General features: G+C 64.0%; 17 protein-coding genes. 5 read left to right on the plus strand and 12 right to left on the minus strand.

Features of this window, described 5'->3' with window-relative positions:
* The first annotated feature begins 251 nt into the window (after nt 1-251).
* The 4 genes from dnaE (at nt 252) to V7P99_RS04735 (ending at nt 5,921) form a co-directional block, all read left to right on the plus strand.
* A complete protein-coding gene (dnaE, locus tag V7P99_RS04720) occupies nt 252-3,830 on the plus strand; it encodes a DNA polymerase III subunit alpha (RefSeq protein ID WP_333793628.1) in 3,579 nt (1,192 codons plus the stop codon).
* A gap of 38 nt (nt 3,831-3,868) precedes the next feature.
* Complete coding sequence (locus V7P99_RS04725; RefSeq protein ID WP_333793629.1) at nt 3,869-4,765, plus strand: hypothetical protein; 897 nt, start codon at nt 3,869-3,871, stop codon at nt 4,763-4,765.
* Nucleotides 4,702-5,358, plus strand: coding sequence for a rhomboid family intramembrane serine protease (locus V7P99_RS04730; RefSeq protein ID WP_333793630.1), 657 nt, complete (start codon nt 4,702-4,704; stop codon nt 5,356-5,358). Before V7P99_RS04725 ends, V7P99_RS04730 begins: the two co-directional genes overlap by 64 nt.
* A 149-nt stretch (nt 5,359-5,507) precedes the next feature.
* Nucleotides 5,508-5,921, plus strand: coding sequence for a hypothetical protein (locus V7P99_RS04735; protein WP_333793631.1), 414 nt, complete (start codon nt 5,508-5,510; stop codon nt 5,919-5,921).
* Nucleotides 5,922-6,013: 92 nt separating this feature from the next.
* Here V7P99_RS04735 and V7P99_RS04740 read toward each other — a convergent pair whose 3' ends face one another.
* The 10 genes from V7P99_RS04740 to V7P99_RS04785 all read right to left on the minus strand — a co-directional run bounded on the left by V7P99_RS04740 (nt 6,014) and on the right by V7P99_RS04785 (nt 20,541).
* A complete protein-coding gene (locus V7P99_RS04740; protein WP_333793632.1) occupies nt 6,014-7,849 on the minus strand; it encodes a L,D-transpeptidase family protein in 1,836 nt (611 codons plus the stop codon).
* A 548-nt stretch (nt 7,850-8,397) separates the two neighbouring features.
* Nucleotides 8,398-11,250: a phosphoenolpyruvate carboxylase gene (locus V7P99_RS04745; protein WP_333793633.1), complete on the minus strand. Its 2,853-nt coding sequence runs from the start codon at nt 11,248-11,250 to the stop codon at nt 8,398-8,400.
* 184 nt (nt 11,251-11,434) lie between these two features.
* Complete coding sequence (gene sucD, locus V7P99_RS04750) at nt 11,435-12,331, minus strand: succinate--CoA ligase subunit alpha (protein ID WP_333793634.1); 897 nt, start codon at nt 12,329-12,331, stop codon at nt 11,435-11,437.
* 11 nt (nt 12,332-12,342) lie between these two features.
* Nucleotides 12,343-13,512, minus strand: coding sequence for a malate--CoA ligase subunit beta (locus V7P99_RS04755; RefSeq protein WP_333793635.1), 1,170 nt, complete (start codon nt 13,510-13,512; stop codon nt 12,343-12,345).
* Nucleotides 13,513-13,648: 136 nt separating this feature from the next.
* The gene (locus V7P99_RS04760) at nt 13,649-14,608 is read right to left on the minus strand and encodes an HpcH/HpaI aldolase/citrate lyase family protein (protein WP_333793636.1); all 960 of its coding nucleotides are present in this window, start codon (nt 14,606-14,608) and stop codon (nt 13,649-13,651) included.
* Nucleotides 14,609-14,733: 125 nt separating this feature from the next.
* Entirely contained in the window at nt 14,734-15,930 is a 1,197-nt protein-coding gene (locus V7P99_RS04765) for an aminotransferase class V-fold PLP-dependent enzyme (protein ID WP_442909869.1), read from the minus strand.
* A gap of 377 nt (nt 15,931-16,307) precedes the next feature.
* A complete protein-coding gene (locus tag V7P99_RS04770; RefSeq protein WP_333793638.1) occupies nt 16,308-16,943 on the minus strand; it encodes a response regulator transcription factor in 636 nt (211 codons plus the stop codon).
* A 339-nt stretch (nt 16,944-17,282) separates the two neighbouring features.
* The gene (gene pip, locus V7P99_RS04775) at nt 17,283-18,263 is read right to left on the minus strand and encodes a prolyl aminopeptidase (protein ID WP_333793639.1); all 981 of its coding nucleotides are present in this window, start codon (nt 18,261-18,263) and stop codon (nt 17,283-17,285) included.
* Between the two features lie 142 nt (nt 18,264-18,405).
* Nucleotides 18,406-20,232 carry a solute symporter family protein gene (locus V7P99_RS04780; protein WP_333793640.1) on the minus strand — a complete coding sequence of 609 codons (1,827 nt, stop codon included), beginning with the start codon at nt 20,230-20,232 and terminating at the stop codon, nt 18,406-18,408.
* A gap of 48 nt (nt 20,233-20,280) precedes the next feature.
* Entirely contained in the window at nt 20,281-20,541 is a 261-nt protein-coding gene (locus V7P99_RS04785; RefSeq protein ID WP_333793641.1) for a DUF4212 domain-containing protein, read from the minus strand.
* 285 nt (nt 20,542-20,826) lie between these two features.
* Between V7P99_RS04785 and mscL the strand changes: the two genes are divergently transcribed.
* Nucleotides 20,827-21,216, plus strand: coding sequence for a large-conductance mechanosensitive channel protein MscL (gene mscL, locus V7P99_RS04790; protein ID WP_333793663.1), 390 nt, complete (start codon nt 20,827-20,829; stop codon nt 21,214-21,216).
* Between the two features lie 121 nt (nt 21,217-21,337).
* On the opposite strand, the gene V7P99_RS04795 is transcribed toward mscL, so the two are convergent.
* A complete protein-coding gene (locus V7P99_RS04795) occupies nt 21,338-22,423 on the minus strand; it encodes a hypothetical protein (RefSeq protein ID WP_333793642.1) in 1,086 nt (361 codons plus the stop codon).
* 157 nt (nt 22,424-22,580) lie between these two features.
* Nucleotides 22,581-23,966, minus strand: coding sequence for a S41 family peptidase (locus tag V7P99_RS04800; RefSeq protein ID WP_333793643.1), 1,386 nt, complete (start codon nt 23,964-23,966; stop codon nt 22,581-22,583).
* Between the last annotated feature and the right edge of the window lie 278 nt (nt 23,967-24,244).

A 24,244-nucleotide genomic window follows, 5' to 3' on the forward strand; every position in this document is an offset into this window, starting at 1 on the left:
TGCCGAGTTATCGACTGTGGATCGCGGGGATCATACAACTCTGTGCATCGCATCCGTGCCTTGCTGGCCAAGCACCCTCCAGAATCGGGCTAAATCGATAGCGCGGACCGTAAACTTCTTTGCCGGCATGCGCAGGCCCCAGGCGCCGCCGACCTCTCCTCAAAGGCGAGGCGAAGGTGCGCGCAAGGGTAGAAAGCCCCGGTTCTCTCTCCCCTTTGAGTGAGAGTTCAGAGACGAAGCGAAGGACACGAATGACAGCGACGCCGACACTTCCCAGATATGTCCACCTCAAGGTGCACTCGGCCTACTCGCTGCTCGAGGGGGCGCTGCCGATCGGCAAGCTCGCCAAGCTGGCCGAGGCGGCGGGCATGCCCGCTATCGGCCTCACCGACACCAACAACCTGTTTGGCGCGCTCGAGTTCTCGGAAAAGCTCGCAGGCGCCGGCATCCAGCCCATCGTCGGCGGGGCCTACGACACTGATTTCGCGGACAATGTCGCGTCAGATCTTCCTGGCGTTCCACGTCCCGGCCAGAATACGTCTCAGGCCCGCCCCGCTGGCGCGCTGGCGCTGATTGCCTCGAATGCCGCGGGCTATGCCAATCTGATCAAGCTCGCGAGCCAAGCGTTCCTGCTGCCCGATCCCACCGAGCCGACGCATATCCGCCTCGACGCCCTCGAAGAGCATCGTGACGGCCTGATCGTGTTGACCGGTGGTCCCGACGGGCCCATCTCCCGCGCCCTCGCCGCCGGCCAGGCAGACCTCGCCCGCGAGCGCCTCCAGCGCCTCAACCGCATCTTCGCCGGCAGCCTCTACGTCGAGCTGCAGCGTCACGGCCTCAGGATGGAGGAAGAGATCGAGCCGCAGCTTATCGGCCTCGCCTATGAGCTCGGTATCCCGCTCGTCGCCACCAACGAAGTCTACTTCGCGACCCCCGACGATTACGAAGCCCACGATGCGCTGCTCTGCATCGCCGAGGGCCGCATGGTGACGGAGGACAACCGCCGCCGTGTCTCGCGCGAGCACTACTTCAAATCCGCAGACGACATGGCGGCGCTCTTTTCCGATCTGCCGGAAGCGCTCGAAAGCACCATCGAGATCGCGCAGCGCTGCGCCTACCGGCCGCTGCGACGCAAACCGATCCTGCCCCGCTTCGTGCAAACGACGGGGGCCGCCGAGGAGGAGCAGCTTGCCGCGGAAGCCGCTGAGCTCAACCGCCAGGCGGAGGAAGGCTTGCGCGCGCGCCTCGCTGTGAATGAGCTGGCGCCGGGGTTTACAGAGGAGGACTATCGCAAGCGTCTGGCTTACGAGCTGGACATCATCGCGCGCATGAAGTTCCCGGGCTACTTCCTGATCGTTGCCGACTTCATCAAGTGGTCAAAAGCCAACGGCGTGCCGGTTGGCCCTGGCCGCGGCTCGGGCGCAGGCTCGCTCGTTGCCTGGGTTCTCACCATCACAGACCTCGATCCGCTCCGCTTCGGCCTCCTGTTCGAGCGCTTCCTGAACCCCGAGCGCGTCTCGATGCCGGACTTCGACATCGACTTCTGCCAGGACCGGCGCGATGAGGTGATCCGCTACGTCCAGGAAAAATACGGCCATGACCGCGTGGCCCAGATCATCACCCACGGAAAGCTGCAGGCGCGCGCCGTGCTGCGCGACGTGGGCCGTGTGCTGCAGATGCCCTATGGCCAGGTCGATCGGCTCTGCAAGCTGGTGCCCAACAATCCGGCCAATCCCGTCACGCTTCCCGAAGCCATCGACGGCGAGCCCAAGCTGCAGGAGGAGCGCGACGCCGATCCGCTCGTCGCGCGATTGCTCGAGATCGGCCAGAAGCTCGAGGGGCTTTACCGCCACGCCTCCACGCACGCCGCCGGCATGGTGATCGGCGACCGCTCGCTCGATGAGCTGGTGCCGCTCTATCGCGATCCCAAGTCGAACATGCCCGTCACCCAGTTCAACTGGAAGATGGTCGAGGCGGCGGGTCTCGTGAAGTTCGACTTTCTCGGCCTGAAGACACTGACCGTGCTGACCAAGGCTGTCGAGTTCGTGAAGCGCGGGCGCGGCGTCGACATCGATCTCCTCGCGCTGCCTCTCGACGACAAGCCGTCCTACGAGTTGCTCGCGAAGGCCGACACGGCGGGCGTGTTCCAGCTCGAAAGCACGGGCATGCGCGAGAGCCTGAAGCGTCTCAAGCCCGACCGCTTCGAGGATATCATCGCCATGGTGGCACTCTACCGCCCAGGCCCCATGGACAACATCCCGACCTACATCAACCGCAAGCACGGCGAGGAGCCGGTCGACTGCCTGCACCCGCTTCTCGAAGGCATTCTGAAGGAGACCTACGGCGTCATCATCTACCAGGAGCAGGTGATGCAGATTGCCCAGGTGATGGCCGGCTACTCGCTCGGCGAAGCCGACCTTCTGCGCCGTGCCATGGGCAAGAAGGACAAGGATGAGATGGCGAAGCAGCAGGCGCGCTTCGTCGAGGGAGCCCTGAAGAACGGCGTCAAGAAGGACCAAGCCGTTGAGATTTTCCATCTCGTCGACAAGTTCGCGGGCTACGGGTTCAACAAGTCTCACGCCGCTGCCTATGCGCTGGTGAGCTATCACACGGCTTATATGAAAGCGAACTTCCGCGAGGAGTTCCTGGCCGCGTCGATGACGCTCGATGCTGCCAACACCGACAAGCTCGCCATGTTCGCCGCGGAGGCCCGCAAGAGCGGCATCCAGGTGCTGCCGCCGTGTGTGAACGAGTCGGCCGTAGAATTCCTGGCCGTGCCGCCTGCTAAATTCCCCCGCGTTCCTCGTGAGGGAGAAAAAGCGGACGCCAAAGAAGAACCCCACGGCGCCATCCGCTACGCCCTGGCGGCGCTGAAAAACATAGGCGCGTCAGCTGTCGAGACGATCGTCGAGAGCCGGAACGCACAGGGCCCGTACACGTCGCTCGCCGACTTCGCCGCACGCATCAACACCAAGGCCGTGAACAAGCGCGCCCTCGAGACGCTGGCCGCTGCCGGTGCCTTCGATACGCTCGAGCCGAACCGCGCGCTCGTTCATGCGAACGTCGAAGTCATGATGACCGAGGCCGGCAGGAAGGCCGACGACGAGCAGACCGGCCAGATCAGTCTGCTCGGCGGCATGGAGACCGGCACGGCGGCCGTGGTGCTCAAGCTCAAGCCGGCAGACGCCTGGACGCCGATGGAAAAGCTGCAGGAGGAATTCGACGCCGTCGGCTTCTTCCTCTCCGGCCACCCGCTCGATCAATACGAGCGCGCCCTCGCGAAGCTGAATGTCTATCGCTACGTCGATTTCGAGGCCGCGAGCGCCCGCGGCGTTTCGGCTGGCCGCCTTGCGGGCATCGTCATCTCCGCCCGCGAGCGGCGGTCGCAGAGGGGCAACAAGTTCGCCTTCGCGCTCTTTTCCGATACCAGCGGGCAGTACGAGGCGGTCATTTTTTCCGAGACGCTCGCCAATGCACGCCAGCTTCTGGAAGCCGGCGCCGCCGTTCTTCTCGACATCGAGGCCGAGCGCGATGGAGAGGCCCTCAAGATGCGCGTTCAGAACGTGAAGTCGCTTGACGAGGCGGTCGAGCAGATCCCGCGCACGGTACGGATCGTCGTCGATGGGCACGCGCTCGAGAGCAACCCCAACGGCATTGAAAGATTGAAGGCGCTGCTTCAGCCCGGCAAGGGCGAGGCCGTAATCGAAGTGCGCCTCCGTGATTATGAGCGTGCGATTCCGATCGCACCGCGGAGCCGCTACGATCTTTCTGCGAGAGTTCTGGGTCGCATCACAACCCTGCCCGGCGTGCTCGAGGTGAACGAAACCTGAGGCTTCCGGCCTCAGGCGCGTCCCCGGAACCTTCGCTTATGTACAGCGTTCTGGGGACCATGCTCATTGTTCCGGGTCCGAAAATCCTCAGGTCGCTTTCCGTCGGTGACGACACGTCGATCGATTTCTTGCGCGTCGACGGCGATCCCGACGGGCACATCGTCTGCTTCTTGCCTTGGCGCATGCCGTATCGGCTCGCCCAGGCCTCGCGTCTCGTGCCGCGGAACTTCCTGGCCTGCTACGAGATGCCCCGCGCTATCGTCAGCTCCGAGCCGGAGCTTTGCGTGCGCGCCGTGCATGCGGTGGTGGAGGATGCGCTGGACCTCGTTGCCCGGGCGCGTCTCGATCCAGCGCGCTTGCTCGTCGTCGGCCTCAGCATCGGCAATGCGGTGGCGACGCTGATGGCGAACCGTATGGGCGTACGGCTCTACTCGATCGCCTCGGCCGATCGCGGCGACCTCACCCTATGGGAGAGTCCGGCGTCTCTCCGGGTGAAGGAGCTGGCCGAGACCAAGGGCTATAAGCTCGCCGATTTCACGCAAGCGATGCACGGACTGCACACGGTCGAAAACCTCGGCAATCTCGCGCCCGGCAGCCGCTTCGTGATCAGCGCCATGGACGAGCTGGTGCCACGCGCCCGGCGCGATGGCCTAGTTGCAGCCGTGCGCCGCGACCGTCCGGAAGCCGAGATCACATATGTTGAGCAGGGTCATTTTGGGACCATGATCGAAACGGTGCGTGCGATGTATCCGGCCGACGCCGGCACCGTGGCGATGCGCGAGCCGCTCTTCAATGCGGCGGCGAAACGTGATGCAGTGATTGCGTCACGCATGCCACCGTGCGGCGGAGCTGCCCATAGCGAGGATCGCGCATGTTCCCCATCGGAGACGATAACAGCGCCCGGCGCTCGACCCCCGTCGCCACCTACGCGCTGATTGCCATCAACGTTGCGGTCTTCCTCATCGAGCTTCAGCAGGGCGACCGGTTCATAACGGAATGGGCCTTCATTCCGGCCCGCTTTGCCGACAGCCCCTCCGCCGAAGCCATCACCATTCTCTCCGCCATGTTCATGCATGGCGGCGGGCTGCACCTGGGCGGTAACATGCTTTATCTTTGGATTTTCGGCGACAACGTCGAAGATCGCTTTGGTCTCGTCCGCTATCTTCTGCTGTATCTCGCCGCTGGCCTCGCCGCGACGATGGCGCAATATGCGGTGAACCCAGCATCTGCAATTCCAAACGTGGGCGCATCGGGCGCCATCGCTGGCGTGCTCGGCGCTTATCTCCTGATGTTTCCGCGCGCCCGCGTCGACGTCTTGTTCGGGCGCGCCATCGTCGCCATGCCAGCGTTCATCGTGCTGGGTTTCTGGCTGGTGCTTCAGCTCGTCAGCGGAGTGGGATCAATAGCGGACACCGCGCAGACCGAGACGGGCGGCATCGCCTACATGGCCCATGTCGGCGGCTTCGGCGCCGGACTCGTGCTCGGCGCCCTGTTCGGAGGTCTGCGCGGGCCCGGCCGGACGACGTGAGGGCGCCGGGTTAGAAATTTTCCTTGTTGAGGTCGGGAACTCGTCATAGCGTATCGGGAATTGTAGGAAGGAAGATCTGCGCAGAGATGGAAGCGGCGAGGAAAGACGGTCCACCCGCGCCGTGATCCTGTCCAATTCTGGAGATCGCCATGCCCGACGGCCCAGTCTCCGCTGCTTCCATCTTGAGGAAGCCCGCCTGTCTCCTTGCCGCTCTTGGCGCCGCCCTGGTGGCCCAGGCTGCCCTCGCTGAAGGCGAGGTGCCGGCGGAGGAAGTTCGCGGCTACTTCTGCGACGCCAAGGCCGACCAGATTGCATTCCTGAATTTCAAGGCTCGCGGCGAAACGGAGATCATGGCGGCGAACGCCGTCAACAAGCGTCTCGCCAAAGCATCCTGCGCGCCCTACCTGCCGGCGATTGCCATCCCAGGGAAAGAGCAGACCGTCATGGAGAATGGTCTGGTCTATAAGGTGCAGAGCTTCCTGTTCCTGCCGGAGAAGGTGGAGCGCTGGAGCGGCACGGTATTCGGCTCGCTGCAGTCCGCTAAGCACGATCAGGATATCTGAGACCGCCCGTCTGCCCCTGTCGTATGATCCATAAAGAAACCCGGCCGCTCTTGGAGCGGCCGGGTTTTATCGTGTCAATTGTCTGGCCGGCTCTACCAGAAGAAGGACTTGCTGCTGCCCATGCGCCGCTTTCTTCTGTCCCGATCGCGGTCGCGGCCATAGGAGGACGAGTAGTTGGACGGACCGAAGAAGAAGAAGCCGTCACCCGGATCCTCGACCACGTCCACCGGTGCCGGCCGCGGCGTCGGCTTGGTGATCTTGGCCACCACCTCTGGCATCTGCACGATGAAGTCGGTGCCGGGATACTTCATTTCACTGCGCGATACATCATAGCTCGAGACGATGAGCGAGGAGCCCGGCTTGACCACCTCCGCAATGCGTTTGGCGACATGCTTCGGAATCCGGATGCGGTCGAGCGTGCGTGCGGCCTTGTCAGCGTCCGTCGGCGGCGGCAGCCGGACCGATTTCGCGGACTTCTTCTTTGAGGAGGACCCCACCTCGTCATCGCGGCCGATCGAATTCTCGTTCACTTCGGTCGCTGACCAGAGAAGCTCGGTCTTGCCTTCGTCCTTCCAGTCGAGAGCCGTGAACAGGAAGGTGTCGAGTGGCACTTCGGGGGAGTCGATAACCGCTTGTGCTTCGACGACGAGCTCGAAGCCCTGGCGCACCGAAACCGTTCCCGTATGCGAGCTGACGAAGACGGAGACCGGGAGCGCGCGGTTCTGCTCCTGACGATCGAAAGCTGCGACGGCCTTCTTGGCGGCAGCCTCGGCTGTGGCGGCTTCCTTGCTCTCGGCTTTGGCGGCGGTGAGGGCCGCCTGAGCGTCTGCCACAGCCTTTTCTGCGGCCTTAGCCTCGTCCGCGGCGCGCTTGGCGTCTGCTTCCGCCTGCTCGGCGTCGCGTGTTGCCGCCGCGAGGCGCTCGCGGGCTGCGGCTTCCTGGCTGCGCAGGTCATCCAGCCGATCGGCGCGGACCTTCGACGAATCCTTGGGGATACGGGATTGCGCCCGCTTCAGCGCCCGCTCATGCGGCTGCAGCGCTGCCTTGGCTTTGCTGTAAGCCCGTGCTGCGCGGGTCGAAGCCGTAGCGGCGGCCTTGGCGGCCGTCCGGGCTTCCGCAAGCGCGCCCTGCGCGGTCTTTTCCTGTTCGCCAGCGGTGGTCCGGCGTTCCTCTGCAGCCGAGATCGCCTCGGCGAGGCGCTGGCGTTCCGCTGCCCGCTCCTTCTCAGCGCGTTCCTGCGTGCGCACCCCGTCCGCCTGCGCTTCAAGCTCAGTTGCCGCATGCGCGGTGCTGACGCCCAGCAGCATGTCGGTGACGTCGCCGCTTTCGCTTGTGGGCTTTCCATCTCCCGTCTCGGCGTGCCGAAGGGCGGGCGTGAGTGCGGCCGCAGAAGGCAGCGCGGAGAAGAGGAGGGGATGCTCGAACGCCACAGGCGCCTGAACGTCCGGTGCGATGACGACGCGCTGGTTGATGTCGGTCATGCTGAAGAAACGGCGCGCGAAATCGAAGGGCATGCGCACGCAACCGCCAGAGGCCGCATAGCCGGGTACCACGCCGCCGTGCAGCGCGATCCCGGTCATGGTCAGGCGCTGCATATGGGGCATCTTGGCGTCGAGGTAGATGTTCGACGTGTGATCGACCTTTTTCTCGAGGATGCTGTAAATGCCCTTCGGCGTCTCGTAGCCCGGCCGTCCGGATGAGATGCGCGTCTGCACGACGAAGCCGTTGGCGTCATACACGTACATGCGCTGCTGATTGAGGGAGACGAGCGAGATCAGAGGACCTTGCGCTGTCGCGAGCTGTGCCTGCTCTGTGGAGCGCGCAGCCGGTTTGACGCGGCGCTGCTCGGACTGGGCTTCTGCGGGAACGGAGGCCACTTGTGCAAGCCCGAGTGCCAGCGCGACGCAACCGAGACGCAATGACTTCACCTTCGCCTCTACGCGACTGGACGACGAATTACGCACCGTGCACCCCCTAAATTTTTCCTTGGAAAATTAACGCCAGGAGCATCGGCAGGCCCTCAGCAACGATCGATTCTGGCTCATGGCAAGATGGACTTCAACAGGCTAGCAGGTAGGAGTTATCGAATTGTCTCCCATTCTTCCGATGGTTGCGGGGCTCCTCAGCTCGTTCAAGAGATCAACCGGGACTCCAGCGTGAAGTTCCCAGCCTCGATCCAGAACGGCTTTACGGAAAAAATGGGAAGCTCTCAAGGCCGCTGCAACCCGGAGCCAGACTTAAGGGCAGGCCCGTAGCGTGAGGTAGCGTAAGGGGCGCGCACCACGCCGAAATAGGGCGAGGACGGAGTATTCGCATTGAGCGCAGGTAATCGGGCTCTCATGCGCGTGCTGAGAGTGCATTCATGGATGCGAGGAGGGCGTGCGACGATGAGGCGAACGCGCTGTGAAAGGCGGAAGCGGGCTGCCTCGGGGCATGGATCCAGCCGAGGCAGCGCTCCCGTCCTATCTTCCCGTCCTCAGCCGAACGCGCCCCAATGGTGCGAGATGCCGGTACCAATCTCGCGTACGAGTTCGTAGGCCTGCTCCATCGGCTCCAGGATCTCGGTCTCGATGCGCCCGTAGTCGTCGATGCCCTTGGGCAGATAGGTGGCGGTCTCCTGGAACGCGTCGTCGTCGCTCGGCGCGTCGACCCGGCGCGGGAAGGCTTGGCGGATCACCTGCAGCACCTCGGGAATTTCGAGGCCGAGCGCCTTCCGCACAATTTCCGCATGCGTCACCTCGTTGGTGGGGGTGAAGCGGGGCAACTGTGCGGTGAGGATGAACAGGCGCATGATGAGCGCGGTCCGGATCGCCTGCAGGAGGTCGAGCTCCAGACGGCGGTCATCCGGAATCTTGCCGCCCTCGAGGCCGATTTCCTCGAGAATGCCATGCAACTCTATAGCGTCGAGCCTGAGGTAGTGGGCGAGGCCGTTGATCTTTTGTGCCCGATCGTCGTCGAGCAGATGCTCGGCCAGGAACTTGAATGCGCCGTCGAGATGGGACTCCCTGGCCCATGCCGCGCGCTGCGCCCAGAAGCCCGGATCGAACACGATGGCGTTCGCGCCGACCGCGTTGAGGCTCGAAAGACGCTTGGCCCGTGCGATCATCTCGATCAGCGGCCTGAGACGCTGTGACTGCTTCGCCATCTCGATGAAGCGCTCGCGCTCGCTGCCGACCGCTGCGCCGAGCCCGGCCACCACGTTCGCCATGTAGCCGAACTCCTGCAGGATGGCGTTGTTCGGGATGGCGCGCATGCGGGCTGGATCGCCGCGATCCGAATGGTGGTCGCCCTGGCGCTTCACGGGACGCGAGCCGGTCTTGAACAGCAGGTTGGCGCCGAACGCACCGAGCAGCGCACGATAGCCAGGGTGGGCGAAAAGCTGCTGCTGATAGTCGCGCAGCCGGATCTGGAAATCGAGCGCTAGGTTCGTGTCCAAATAGAACGGATCTTCGCCGTTTCCGGGATCCTTGCCGCTCATGATGATGGTGGCGAGGGAGCGCTGGGCGAAGGCGCGATTGGCAAAGAACAGATAGCCGTCGCCGCCCTGGAAGCTGGTCTCGTGCTTGACCGGCAGCCCGGCGCGGAAAAAGCGCCAGCGCGATTCACCAGGCAGCACATAGCGAAGCCGCCGCTTCAGCGGTCCCGGATGCGCGCCACGGCCCATGCTCTCGCCGTGCGTGGAGAAGATAAGCGTCTCCACGTTCTTGAGGCCGGCGCGCCGCACCACCTCGGCGAGCCCGTGATGCAGGCGCTCGTGTGCAAGCCCTGCCGCGATCTGACCGATGAAGCGGCCGGCGTCCGAATAGCCGGTCTGCACCGCGATGCGCCCGCGCTTCTCGACATAGTCGCGATAGTCCCTCTCCGCGAGCAGGCGCTCGACGAGGCGCGGACCGGTCTCGAGTGCCTCGGGCGTCTCGAACAGCGGCGAGATGTCGACGATCTCGGAGACGCCGAACAGCTTGGCGAAGTAGAGCGCGATCAGGATCGTCGCCGGGCTTTCGCATTCGGCGATGAGGTAGCGGATCGGCGTATCGCCGTCGATGTGCTTGGCGATCTGGGCGGCGAGCGCGAATTGCCGGATGGCCGTCGCGTTCTCGAGATCGAGCGTCTCGAAGTTGACCGTCTCGGGCTCCACCGAGTGGATCATGTCGACGATGCGGGCGAGAGCCTGGCGTTCCGTGAGGTCCCGCGTCCAGCTCTCGTGCACGAAGGCGCGAAACGCGTTGTTGATCTGCACCGCGTTGACGCGCACGTGGATGTGGCTCATGCCGAGCCCGGTGGCGCGCAGCAGCCCCGCGAGAGCGGCGACGGCGATCTTCGCCTTCGTATCGCCGGCGGCTTCGATAACCTGGTCGAGCAGCGTCAGGATGGGCTCGGCGCTGGTGAGGTTGTGTCCGTCCGCCTGCGTGATGACGTTCGCGGCATGTGCGAGCGTGAAGCCGTCCTTGCCGACATTTTCGAGCGCTGCGATATGCGAATCCACGGCCGCGATGGCAAGGTCGAGCTTGCCCGTGAGCTGCCGTACGAGGCGAACCATCTCCGCGTCTTCGCCGAGATCGTCCTTGAGCGCCAGGAATCTTTCCCGGATGTCCGAGAGCGCCGCCTGCTTCTCCTTGAGGCGGACGAGGAACGAGAACGTCCACTTGATGTCCGTCCTGCCGTCGAGATCGTAGCCGACCCAGGATGCAAACGTGGCGAGCTGCGGATCGGCCTTGAAGGCCCGCTCGCCGAAAGCGTTGTGGGCCGTTTCGAAGAAGACCGAAAGAAGATCGGTATAAGCGTCGCGCAGGTTCCTGATCGCGTTCTGCACGCGCCGGTGCTCGTACTCCAGCGTGATGTTCGCGTCCGGCCGATGCGGGAGGCCGATGCGCTCCGCAGGAGCCTTGCCCGCCAGGGCGATGTCCGCGATGCGGCCCGAAAGGGCCTCCGACAGGCCGAACGTGGGGTGCGCCGTAAACACGATGCCGTTGCGCGCCCGCCGGAACCGCGCCGCGAAGGCTTCGAAGGCGGCTTCGTCGCTACCCTTGGCGAGATCGGCGAGAAACTCGGAAAACTCGGCCCGCGTCTGCGCCTCGCTCTCGAGGCCGATTTGCTCTTTGAGCCGCAGGGCGCGATGGACGCACGCGCTATCCATCAGCCGCGTCGCCAGCGCACGCAGCTCCTCGAAGCTGACCTCGCCGGATTCAAGGCGGCGCGACAGATTGAACGCGACGTTGACGATCGGGTTGAGGCCCGGCCGATCCGGTATTTGCGCGCGCAGCGCCTTGAGCTCGGCGCGCAGCGCCGTTTCGTCCAGCTTGACGCTGTCGGGGGGCCGCATTTTTGACATCTTCGTCTCCTCGATCGTCCCCCGTCACAGGGGCGAGCCATCGGCGCGCCTGAGGGCGAGGGAGGGGCCCGGCGGCCGCGAGACCGCCGGGACATCGGACTGGCCCCGTCATCGGGCACGGGGCCCGTCCGAACTGATGACGCCTCCATAGCCGAAGACCGGCCGGAAGCGAATGACGGATTTGCTATGCGGCCTTGCGCGCGGCCAGCACCTTCTGCACCGTGGCGCCCATCTCCGATGGGGTGGGCGCGATGGTCACTCCACAATCCTGTAGAATATCCACCTTCTCCGACGCCGACTCGCCGAAGGCCGACACGATGGCGCCGGCATGGCCCATGCGCCGTCCCTTGGGCGCCGAGAGGCCGGCGACGTAGGCAATGACCGGCTTCTTGAAATGGTCGCGGATGTAATAGCCCGCTTCCGCTTCTTGCGGGCCGCCGATTTCGCCGATCATCATCACGGCGTCCGTCTCCGGATCCTCCGCGAAATGCTCGAGCACGTCTTTGAACGAAGAGCCGTTGATGGGATCGCCGCCGATGCCGACCGAGGTCGAGACGCCGATGCCGAGCTCCTTGAGCTGCGAGGCGGCCTCGTAGCCGAGCGTTCCCGAGCGGCCGACGATGCCGACGCGGCCCGGCGCGTAGATATGGCCTGGCATGATGCCGAGCATGGCCTTGCCGGGCGAAATCGTGCCGGCGCAGTTCGGCCCCGTGAGGATCATGCGGTTCTGCCGCTTGTAACGGCGCATGTAGCGCTTCACCCGGATCATATCCTGCGTGGGAATTCCATCGGTGATGCAGACGCAGTATTTGATGCCCGCATCCGCCGCCTCCATGATCGCGTCGGCCGCGAACGGGGGAGGTACGAACACGATGGACGCCTCGGCTTTGGTCTCGTCGACGGCCCCTTTCACCGTGTTGAACACAGGCCGGCCGAGATGCTTTGTGCCGCCCTTGCCCGGGGTCACGCCGCCGATGACGTTCGTGCCGTAATCGATCATCTCCTGAGCATGGAAGGTGCCGATGCGGCCAGTGAAGCCCTGGACGAGGATTGGCGTGTTCTCGTTGATGAAAATGGCCATGGGTTTCCTCCTTACGCCGCAGTCTTGGCCGCTGCCACGGCCTTGTTCGCCGCGTCTGCCAGCGTCTCGGCGCTTATCATGGTGAGCCCGCTCTGGTCGATGATCCTGCGTCCTTCCTCGACGTTCGTGCCGGCGAGGCGCACCACGATTGGGATCTTAATGTCGAGCTCCTTGATGGCGTCGACGACGCCCTTCGCCACCCAGTCGCAGCGGTTGATCCCTGCGAACACGTTGACGAGGATCGCCTTCACGTTCTTATCGCGGAGCACCGCCTTGAATGACTTGGTGACCCTCTCAGGGCTCGCGCCGCCGCCGATGTCGAGGAAGTTTGCCGGCTCCCCACCCGCCAGTTTGATCATGTCGAGCGTCGCCATGGCGAGGCCGGCGCCGTTCACGATGCAGCCGATGTCCCCGTCGAGGCCGACGTAGGAGAGGCCGCGGTCGCTGGCATAGGTTTCGCGCGGATCTTCCTGGCTCTTGTCGCGCAGCTCCGCGATCTGCGGGCGGCGGAACAGCGCGTTCTCGTCGAAGCTCATCTTGGCGTCGAGCGCCAGCACGGATTTCTGCGCCGTGATAACGAGCGGATTGATCTCGAGCATGGAGGCGTCGAGATCCCGGAAGGCGCGATAGCAGCCGAGAATGGCGCGCTCGAGCTTGCTGACGAGATCCGGATCGACACCGAGTCCGAACGCGACTTCCCGCGCCTGGAACGCCTGCATGCCGACCGCCGGATCGACCTCCACCTTGATGAGGGTGTCCGGCTGGCTATGCGAGATCTCCTCGATGTCCATGCCGCCCGCGGCGGACGAGACGACGACGATGCGCTCCGCCGCGCGGTCCATCACGAAGGAGAGATAGATCTCCCGGTCGATATCGGTTGCTTCCTCGATATAGAGCCGCGAAACGAGCTTGCCCGAGGGACCGGTCTGCACCGTCACCAGCTTCTTGCCGAGCAGCCCCTCGGCTGCTGTCTGGACATCGCTCTCGGAGCTGCACACCTTGATGCCGCCGGCCTTGCCGCGCGCGCCCGAATGAATCTGGGCCTTCACCACCCACTTTTGTCCGCCGAGCTCGTGAGCCCGATAGACGGCTTGCTCGGGGCTGTAGGCCAGACCGCCGCGGGGAACGGGCACGCCGAACTTCGCGAGAAGCTCCTTCGCCTGATACTCGTGAATGTCCATGTCGCTCTCCTTGGGTCTGCTCGCCGGCGCTCGCGTGCTTCCGTAAAAGTGGGCCCCTGTTTTCGACGAGAAGCACGTCGGGGCAAAAGCCTGGAGCCGCTCCTCAATCCCACTTGGACCGGAACGGCTCTAAATCTTATGCCTTGGCGCGCGCAGCCTCGGCGGCCTTGATCGCGGCGGCGGTGGCGATGAGATTCTTGGCCATCTTTTCGGAGGCCGCGTCAATCATCTTGCCGTCGAGCGAAGCGGCGCCCTTGCCCTGCGCCTCGGCCTCCTTGAGGGCCGCCAGGATGCGCTCGGCGCGCTCCACTTCCTGGCCGGTCGGCGAGAAGATCTCGTTGGCGAGCTCGATCTGGGACGGATGGATTGCCCACTTGCCTTCCATGCCGAGTGCGGCCCCGCGGCGGGCAGCCGCCTTGTAGCCTTCGGGATCGTCGATGCCGCCGAACGGGCCGTCAATCGGGCGCAGGCCGAACGCGCGGCATGCAACCGTCATGCGCGACAGCGGGAAGTGCCACTGGTCGCCCGGATAGTCGGGGTTGAGGCCGCCGATGACGACGGTGCGGGCCTTATTGAAGGCGGAGTAGTCGGCGACGCCGAAGTGCATGGATTCGAGGCGGCTGTTGGCCGATGCGATAGCTTCCACATTGGCCATGCCGAGGGGCGTCTCGATCAGCGCCTCCGTGCCGACGCGGTTCGTATAACCCATCGCGACTTCGATCTGGCTCACGATGCATTCGACCGTGTAGACGTCAGCCGGGACGCCCACCTTCGGGATGAGGATCGTGTCGAGCTTCGCGCCGGCCTGCTCCATGATGTCGACGACGTCGCGATACATGTAGTGCGTGTCGAGGCCGTTGATGCGCACCGAAACGCTTTTGCCGACGCCCCTCCAGTCGAGATCTTTCAGCGCTTGAATGATATTCTTTCTCGCCTGCTCTTTCTCGGGCGGCGCCACGGCGTCCTCGCAGTCCAGGAATACGTAGTCTGCGGCGCTCTTGAAGGCGCGATCGATCATCGAGGTGTTGGAGCCGGGAACGGCGAGATAGGAGCGCTGCAGGCGCTGCGTCCGCGACGGGTACAGAGTGAAGCTCATCCGACGGTTTCCTTGTGCTGAAAGGCCTTTCGCGACGCTTCTGCAGGTTCGCGGCGCGGCCGTCGCGAGCCTGTGGGCGTTTTGAGAAATAAAAAGGGGCGGCGCTCCCTGCGCCGCCCGGAAAATCATGCAGCCTTCGAGAGCGCCGGCTTGGTAGCCGTCTTGCTGAAGTATTCGGCGGCAGCGCCCGTGCCCGAGCCGAGCTTGATATCGACGCCGCAATCCTTAAGCGTCATCTCGATGGCGAACAGAGCGCCGCCGATCATGTACTCGTCGAGCGCACCGAGGTGGCCGATGCGGAACACGCGGCCGGCAACCTTGTTGAGGCCCACGCCGAGCGAGGTGTTGTAGCGATAGTAGGCCGTCTTGACGATCGTGTTGCTATCGATGCCCTCTGGGACGAGGACCGCCGAGACCGTGTCGGAATACCACTTGGGCTCCTTGGCGCAGAGCTTGAGGCCCCACGCGTCGACCGCTGCGCGCACGCCGTTGGCTAGCCGCGTGTGCCGCGCAATGACGTTGTCGAGGCCTTCCTCGAAGATCAGGTCGAGAGAGGTGCGCAGGCCGCGCAGCAGCGTCGTCGCCGGCGTGTAGGGGAAGAAGCCCTGATCGTTGTTCTTGATCATGTCTTCCCAGGAAAAGAAGCAGCGGTTCATGCGCCCGTTGAGGCTCTTGTTGGCGTCGAGCGCCTTCTGCGAAACCGCGAGGATGCCGAGGCCCGTCGGCAGCATGAAGCCCTTCTGAGAGCCCGAGACGCAGGCGTCGACGCCCCACTCGGCCATGCGCATGTCGAGGGAGCCGACAGAGGAGACGCCGTCCACGAAGAGCATCGCCGGATGCTTCGCGTCGTCGAGAGCACGACGCACGCCAGCAACGTCCGAGGCGACGCCCGTCGCCGTCTCGTTGTGCGTGACGAACACGGCCTTGATCTCATGGTTCTTGTCGGCGGCAAGAATTTCCGCGTACTTCTCGAGCGGAACGCCGGTGCCCCACTCCTCGTCGCACACCTCGACTGCAAGCCCGAGGCGCTCGGCCATATCCACCCACAGCAACGAGAACTGGCCGAAGCGGCTCATCAGCACCTTGTCGCCGACGGCGAGCGTGTTCTGGATGGCCGACTCCCAGGCGCCGGTGCCCGACGACGGATAGATAAAGACCCGGCCGTCCTTCATCTTGAAGGCCTTCTTGAGGTCTTCGAAGAGCGGCAGGGTAAACTTCGGGAACTCGGGGCTGCGCATGTCCTCCATGGGCAGGTTCATGGCAATGCGGACGGCGTCCGGCACGTTCGTTGGGCCCGGTATGAACAGATGCGGCGTCACCATAGCGGTCATGTGCGTGTCCTCCAGAGAGTGGAACTTCGAGCTTTCTTGCCCCGAACTTACATAAGTGCGCACTGCGCGGCGTCAGCCAAAAGCGGGCGCAGGAAGGCATACCTCCCTGCGTGGCTCAGAGCTCCCTGTCGTCTTGGCTGTTCCCCTGGGGGCACGAGTGGAGGATGCGGATTGAACGTCCTCGACGGTCAACTCCTAACACGTCCGTATGCGTGCGCAACACCCGATGGGGCAACGGCAGAAAATCTCTTGAGTAGGCTTATGGGCGTTGCTGGCAGTGCTGGGAATTGCCCAAGTGGGTAGTTTATGGCCTACCCACCTGCGGCATATTCGGGTCTGCAGAGAAATGCAACTCTGCGTTTGCCGCTTTACCGGTCGCCACGGTTCGATTGCTGGCTGATGAACAAAGCCACGGCCATCGCCCGGTTATTGACATTGAGCTTATCGTAAAGATTTTTAAGGTGATACTTAACCGTGTTGCGCGAAATGCCGATGCGGGCTGCGATTTGAAGGTTCGACCAGCCGTCGGCAAGGGCGGAGAGCAGCTCCCTCTCGCGGACGGTGAGCACGGAGAGCGGATCCGTATTCGCTGTGTCCATATCCACATAGGGAAACGAGACGCGGCCGTGTGAGACCGTCGAAATCGTTTCCATCAGCACCTCGGGCTCGTCGCTCTTCGATATGAAGCCCCATGCGCCGCCCTTGATCGCGCGTCGCACGACGTCGAGCCCTGGCTCGCCCGTGTAGATGACGGTGCGGGTTCTGCTGCGCCGCTTTTTAAGCTCGGCGAGAATATCGCCTCCTGTCAGGTCCGGAAACGACCAGCCGATCACAGCGATGTCGATGTCGTTGTCTTCGGTGAGTGCGAGAAATGCGGTGCCTGTCGCCACGGCAGCCGCCACCTGAAAGCGTCCGTCCCGCGCCACAATGTCGGTGAGCCCCGTGCGGACCATGGGGTTCTTGTCTGCAATGGCGATCTTGCGACGGATCTTCTCGGTTGACATGGGGAGATCAAGCTACCTGGGAAGGTGATGCGTGCGGACGGTTGTCCGCCGGAATATGGAGTTTAGGCATCCCAGGCCCGATCAAGCTAGTCCATAGGCGGCAAGGCAGTGCATCACCACGTGATCGAGGGTATGAAACAGCCTTCTAAAGAAGGGCTTAGAGCTGCGCCTACGCAATGCAGTCCAATTCAGCATACGCGAATGCGGCCTCGTCTAGAGCACGTTCACGCATGATGGCTCGCGTCTTTGCGGCGCGAACGTGATCTAGGTCATTGTTTGAGAGACTGAGTCATGTTCTCGGCTGGGTGCGTGCCCGCGCGCCCCTCAAGCAATCAGGCTCTAGCTCGCCGGCGCGCCGTCTGCGTGCTGGAAATGCGCCGTCGCGCGGACGAGTTCGTGAACGATACCGGGCTCCGTCATGGCATGGCCGGCGTCTGGGACGATGCGCAACTCGGCGGATGGCCATGCTCGCTTGAGATCCCAGGCGCTGCGCAGCGGTGTCACGACATCATAGCGCCCGTGCACGAGGATGCCCGGAATGCCGCTGAGCTTGCCGGCATTGCGGAGCAGCCATCCGTCGGCATCGAAAAAGCCGTGGTTGGCAAAATAGTGGCATTCGATCCTGGCGAAGGCCACGGCATAGGCCGGATTGGCGAACGAGCGCGCCCGCACCGGATCTTCCATCAGCGATAGCGTCGTCCCCTCCCACATGCTCCACGCCTCCGCGGCTGGCGTATGAACCTTTGGGTTCGGATCCGTGAGGCGCTTGTAGTAGGCGGCGATCATATCGCCCCGCTCTTCGACCGGAATGGGGCGCTCGAACGCTTCCCAGGCTTCAGGGAACAGCGCGCTTGCGCCCTGCTGGTAGAACCACTGGAGCTCGCTGCGCCGCAGGAGGAAGATGCCGCGCAGGATCATGGCAGTGACGCGCTCGGGATGCGTGATGGCGTAGGCGAGTGATAGCGTGGAGCCCCACGATCCGCCGAACAGCTGCCAGCGCTCGATGCCGAGGTGCTGCCTCAGGCGCTCCATGTCGGCCACCAGGTGCCAGGTGGTGTTGTTCTCGATCGAGGCATTGGGCATCGAGCGGCCACATCCGCGCTGATCGAGCAGGATGATGCGATAGTGCCTCGGATCGTGGAAGCGCCGCATGGCGGGATTGCAGCCGCCGCCTGGGCCGCCGTGCACGATCAATGCGGGTGCTCCCGCCGGATTGCCGCATTCCGCGAAATGGAGCGAATGATCCTCGCCGGTGTCGAGGAAATCCTCGTGATAGGGCTCGCACGCGGGATAGGCTGTAAGGCGGTCTCGTGACGACATGAAGCTCTCTGGTCCGGAACGGCACGGCCCTCGGCCGTAGCCTTAAAGTGCTTCCGGAAAGTGGAAACCGGTTTTCCGGAAAGAAGCACGAAGAAACAAAAACTTAGGACCGTTCCCCGTTTCCACTTAAACCGGAACGGCTCTAGATCTTTTGCCGCCGCTGATGGCGCATCTCGCGATCGTAGAGGATTTCCCCGCCGGGCACGCGGATGTCCCGCACGAGCTCGAGCAGGCTGCGTGACGGCGCTGGCGTGGCGAGCGCGACGGCAATGGCGGCGACGAACCCGGCCGGAAGCCCGATGGCCGCCGCGAGCGCCCCATCCGTTCCCGTGAGCCCCGCTTCTCCTGCGATGATGGCGAGAACGGTGACGCCGAACCCGGTGGCCAAGCCGGCCGTCGCGCCGAACTCGTTAAGACGTTTCCACCAAATGGAGAGGACGAGCACCGGGAACGTCGATGCCCCCGTGAGCGCGATGGCCCAGAGCATGAGGTGGAGAGGGTCCGTTGGCGCGATGATGGCGATGAGGGCCGCAAGCGCCGCCGCCACGCCGAGCGCCAGCCGGGCAATGATAAGGCGCAAGCTGATCTTTGCCGGCTGCAGCGTAAGGCCATAGACGACATCCTCCGCGAGGACATTCCCGAGCGCGAGCACCACCGCGCCAGCTGTCGCCAGCGCCGCGGCGATCACGCCGCCGGCCGCCAGGTAGCCGATGGCCGCGGGCAGCTCGCCCACCACAGGCAAGCTCAGCAGAACATCGTCGCGGCTCATGCTGAAGCTTGCGAGCGTCGGCCGGCCGCCGTCGGAGGCTACGGCGAGGATGCCTCGCGCCTGCAGCGCTTCGAACCATTCGGGGAAGCGCACCGCTCCGGCCGCCGTTACGATGTCGGTGAGGTAGTCGCGCATGAAGATGGCAATGGAGCCGATGGTGAGCATGGCGATGCCGAACAGGAGCGTTGCCCATCCGAGCGACTTCCGCGCCTCGTAGACCCCGGGGGTTCCGGCGACGCGCGGCAGAAGCCAGGGCGCGCTGGCGATTCCGGCAAGCAGAGACAGCGTGACGATGACGAAGGCCAGCGGCCCCACGCTGCCGAAGGCGTCGGAGTAGCGCTTGGCAAGCTGAGACAGCCCTTCGCCCGGCATGTCGAATGCCAGCGCCGGCGGCAGGATGATAGGCAGTCCCTGCGCCGCTTCCGCGCGCCCTACGGTACGCAGCACCGGCCCCGCCGAGAGCTGAGGCAGCGGCAGGTTGGTTACGATCACCGCGATGATGGCCACCGGCACGATCAATGCGGCGAGCGCGGCGATACTCTGCGCCGCCGACGACCAGGCGAGGGAGCGCATGCCGCCGGCTGCGAGCGTGGCCACCAGAACGGACACCAGCATGACGACGGCGAGCGGCTGCGCCATGGGATAGAACCAGGTGAGCGCGTGCGCGCCGATCCTAAGCTCGGCTGCGAGCATGAGCAGCATCGGCACTGCGAGGACTGCGCCGGCCGTCAGCCTGAGGGGCCGGCTGTTGAAGCGCCGGCCGAGATAGCTCGGCACGGTGAAGGCGCCGAACTTGCGGAAGAACGGCGCCAGCAGAACCGCCATGACGACGAAGCCCGCAAGACCGCCGATGACGAGGCAGAGCGCGTCGAATCCGATCAGGAAGAAAGCCCCGGTGAGCGCGACGAGGCCTGTTGCGCCGAGGGCAGTCTGGGCCAGCACGAGCCCGGTGTAGAAGGCGGGCACCCGCCGCCCCGCCGCGAAATAGTCGATCGGATCGTTCGTGTGCGACACGATACCGATGCCCATGTAGAGCCCGATCGGCCCCGCGAGCATGATGAAGCGCAGCGCGCTGTCGCTGACCCCTAATCCTTCGAGGATCAGCGTCATGAGCGCAATCGCGGCGAACGTGCTCATGAAGATGCCGAAGTAGGTGCCGAGGCGCGGGTTCACGTAACCTGTCCGGCGGGAGAACGACATGCTCAGCGCTCCGTGCGGGCTAGGGCGGCGAGCCGGGGCCGGGCACCCTCAGCTGTCCTCATGCGCACCGTGCCAATGGTCGATGGCGTCTTGCCGGTTGACGAAGCTGGCCACCGTAATGACCGCAATGAGCACCAGCCCGTGCAGGCAGAGGAAATAGCCGAGCGGGAAGCCCATAAAGCGGCTTCGGTTGAGGTCGTCTGCATAGAGCGGCAAGATAAGGATGACGGCCAGGAACGGTACCAAGCTTGCCAGCATCTGCCATTTTGTGTGCCGCCAATAGGGCTTGCGCTCGCGCCGTTCGATCATGCGTGTCGGCCTCCCTGTTGAGCCGGCCTTGAGGTGCGTCCGAGTTGTGGTGCCTTTGAGGCGAGACGAAGGGCCGGCCCGCATTGCGGGTTTGCGAGCGGGCGAGCCTCCCCTAGAGCATTTTCCGTTCGCTTGGGCTCACTGCAAATTCTCTCGTTATCTGTTTGAGCCAGCATCTTCACCCATTCGGGCGATTCCGCCCGAATGGGATCTGCTCTAGCATCCCACCCACGGCTCCAAGCGAGTCGCAATTTAAAGCATGACCGAAAGGGACCTGCGATGTCGATAGTGTCCGAATTCAAAGAATTTGCAATGCGGGGCAACGTGGTTGACCTCGCCGTCGGCGTGATCATCGGTGCCGCTTTTGCGCCTATCGTCTCGACGCTGGTCGAGAACATCATCATGCCGCCGATCGGATATGTGCTGGCTGGGATCGATTTCAGCAGTCTCGCCATCGTTCTTCCCACACCGACTGGAGACGGCGTGGAGATCAAGTACGGGCTTTTCCTCAATGCGGTCTTCAAGTTTCTGGTGACGGCCCTCGCCATCTTCCTTCTGGTTCGGGTCCTCAACAAGCTCCAGAAGCCGGCCCCGGCGGAAGCGCCGGCACCGCCGCCGCCCTCCGAGATCTATCTGCGCGAGATCCGCGACGCTCTCGTCAACAGGCAGGCCTAGAGTGCTTCCGAAAACGTGGGGAATGGCTGCCACATGACGGGATGGGATCGCGAACGTTCCGACGCGCGATCCCATCGCATGTCGAAAAACAAAGTTGTGCTGAAATCTGTTGCAGCCTGCGTCAGGCCACGGGTGGCCATTGCCGCCCTGCCTTGGGTTCCGTGAACATGCTGCGGAAGGCTGTGTAGCTCTGGTCGATACGCCGGGCACGGGCATCGTGCCCGGCGGCATACGCGATCGTCGCTTCCGCAACCCGCTCGATCGCTCCCGCCATATCGGCTGGCCAGGGAGCAAAGCGGATGCCGAAGCGTTCCTCGAGCACCTGCCGCGCGACGCGGGCGTGAGCGCGCGCTTCCGCGAGCGAAAGATGGAATTCCTCCGAGGTAGCCGCCGCCAGGATCACTTGGTCGGCGTCCGGCAGGGACTCCCAGACGGAGCGGCGCACATGGAGGGCGAACGCCGTCCCGTGTGCGTTGAAACCGTTCCCCGTCGCGTGGCGCGCCACAGCCGGAAGACCGAGGGCGAGACTGGTTGCAAGATCTCCAGCCTCGACAGCATCCACCGTGCCGTCGGCCAGCGCCGCCGCAGCGCCGCGGAATGCCATCCCGTCCTGGAGAAAGGAACTCGGCTGCGTCTCCGCCCCGAGGGCCCGCGCCACCTCGGCTCCGAACCCTGGTGCCGACACCTTTCGCCCAGACAGGGAGCCGAGACCTGTGATGGGCTCGCGGCTCCAGAGCGGGGGAGCTTCGCCCCCATGGCCGGCAAGGAGTGGTTTCCAGCCAAGCTCGCCGGCAAGATCGTCCCATAGCGATTGCCCGCCGCCGACAGCGATCCAGCGCGCGAGATCCGGTGCGCTGAGGCCGGCGGAGCCCGGCAACCCCGCGAAATAGGCATATCCCGGATGAAGCGGCGTAAAATCATGGATCGGGCCGTGAAGCAGGTCTGCGTCCCCGTCCGAACCGTCCTCGCCGGTGATCTCGACGCGGTAGCGGCCGCTCGTCATGGCCTCGAACCGGCGGGCGAGCCGCAGTGCGCTGTCGCCGGGCCCTTGGACGGTATCGCCCCAAGGCAGGGAGAGCCGCAAAACCATCGCGCCGGAGCGGGTGGCGGTTGGTTCAGCACTAGCCTCCGGCGGCTCCGCGGCTGCCGGCGATGCCGCTGCAACCGCAGCGCCTCCGGTGGTGAACAGGAACTCGCGGCGATCCATCGCCAGCCTCCACGCCGTAATTACGGTATCGGTGGCGCATCAAACTCCATCGCCGGCGTGAAAACAACGGCTCTCCGGTTTTGGACCGCCTTGCCCGAGAGGAGACGCTTGCAGGTGTCGGTCCCGAGCACTGGATGACGGCGGTCGGTCATCACGATTAGGGCAGCGGTGAAGGCGCGCCCTTCGCGGCGACATCCGTCGAGGGAGAGGGCACGTCGGCCTGAACGGCTCCATCTGGAAGCTTGTTGAGGAAGTCCAGCGCGTATTGGAGCTGCGCGTCCTTTTGGGGGTCATCCGGCACGTAAAGGATAGACGGATCCCCGCCCGTGTCGTCGCTCGTCTGGTCCGGGTTGTGCAAATGGTTCGGGAGGGCGCGCTCCCCGCCGCTGGCGAAGGTCCCCGCCGTGCTTTCCTTCACGCTGTCAGGGACCTGCTCCTGGACGATAATGTCGGGATTAATGCCCTTGGCCTGAATGGATCTGCCTGAAGGCGTGAAGTAACGGGCCGTCGTGAGATTGAGCGCGCCTCTCTTGCCGCCGAGGGGCAGGAGCGTCTGCACGGTGCCTTTGCCGAACGATCGCGTGCCGACGACGATGGCGCGCTTGTCATCCTGCAGCGCGCCCGCAACGATCTCTGCCGCACTTGCCGTTCCGCCGTTGATCAGCACCACGATGGGCTTGGCATTTGTCATGTCGCTGCTGTCGGAGCTGAAGTCTTCCATGTCCGACAAGCTGCGGCCTTTGATGCTCACGATGTCGCCCTTGGTCAGGACCTCGCTGGAGACGGCGATCGCCTGGTCCAGCAAGCCTCCAGGGTTGTTTCTCAGATCCAGAATGTAGCCTTTGAGGTCCGCGCCGATGGTCTTTTTTGTCGTCGCGATCGCATCGGCGAGTTCCTTTGCGGTCAGCTCGTTGAAGGTCGTCACCTTGATGTAGCTGACCTTTCCTTCGGCGTGCTGCTCGACGGGGTTTAAATGGATGGTGTCGCGCTTCAGCGTTACGGAGATTGGCGTGTTCACATCCTTACGAACCACGGTAAGCGTCACCTTCGAGCCCGGTGTCCCTTGCAGCAGATCGACCGCTTTCCCAAGGGGCATGCCTTTGGACGGTTCCGCGTTTATTTTCACGATGACGTCGTTGGATTTCAGCTGAGACTTCGATGCCGGCGTCCCGTCGATAACGGTGACGATGCGAATTCCATCCCGGTCCGCCTCGACGATCAGTCCGACACCTCCGAACTCGCCGGCAATATCCTGGCTCATCTTCTCGTAATCTGCCGCGGTCATGTAGAACGAATGCGGGTCGAGCGCGGCAAGCATCCCATCGATCGCCCCCCGGATGAGCTTCTTGTCGTTCGGGACATCGACGTAGCGGGCGTGCACCTGGTCGAGAACCTTCCCGAAAAGATCGAGCTCGCTGGCGAGCTCAGATTTTCGTGCTTTGGTGGCGGAGACGGAGTCGACGCTTAAAGGTGCGCTCATAAAGGCCGCCAGAACGGCGACCGCAACGAAGCGGCGCGCAATGCGGAACCTGGTTTCCGTCATGACGGCCTGCGCCTCCTTTCAAGGCGGACTGAGGACGTTCGGTTTCCCTTTCCGATACGGCGAGAAGACAGCACGAGGCCCATCAAAGGCCCGCGACAGCCGTGAAAGTCCGAACGAAAATCCTGCAAACCAGTTCGTCACGGGGTTGCGTCCCGGGCCGGAATTGCCTGGCACGCGCCGGCGCTCAAGCGTGATTGATCGGTTCCATCAACGGCCTAGGGCGCCATTGCATTTCAATTGAAAAACCATCCTGCTCGGGTGCATTGTTCAACACATAG

Origin of the sequence: Hyphomicrobium sp. (genome assembly GCF_036780825.1) — a bacterium.
Taxonomy (GTDB): Bacteria; Pseudomonadota; Alphaproteobacteria; order Rhizobiales; family Hyphomicrobiaceae; genus Hyphomicrobium_C.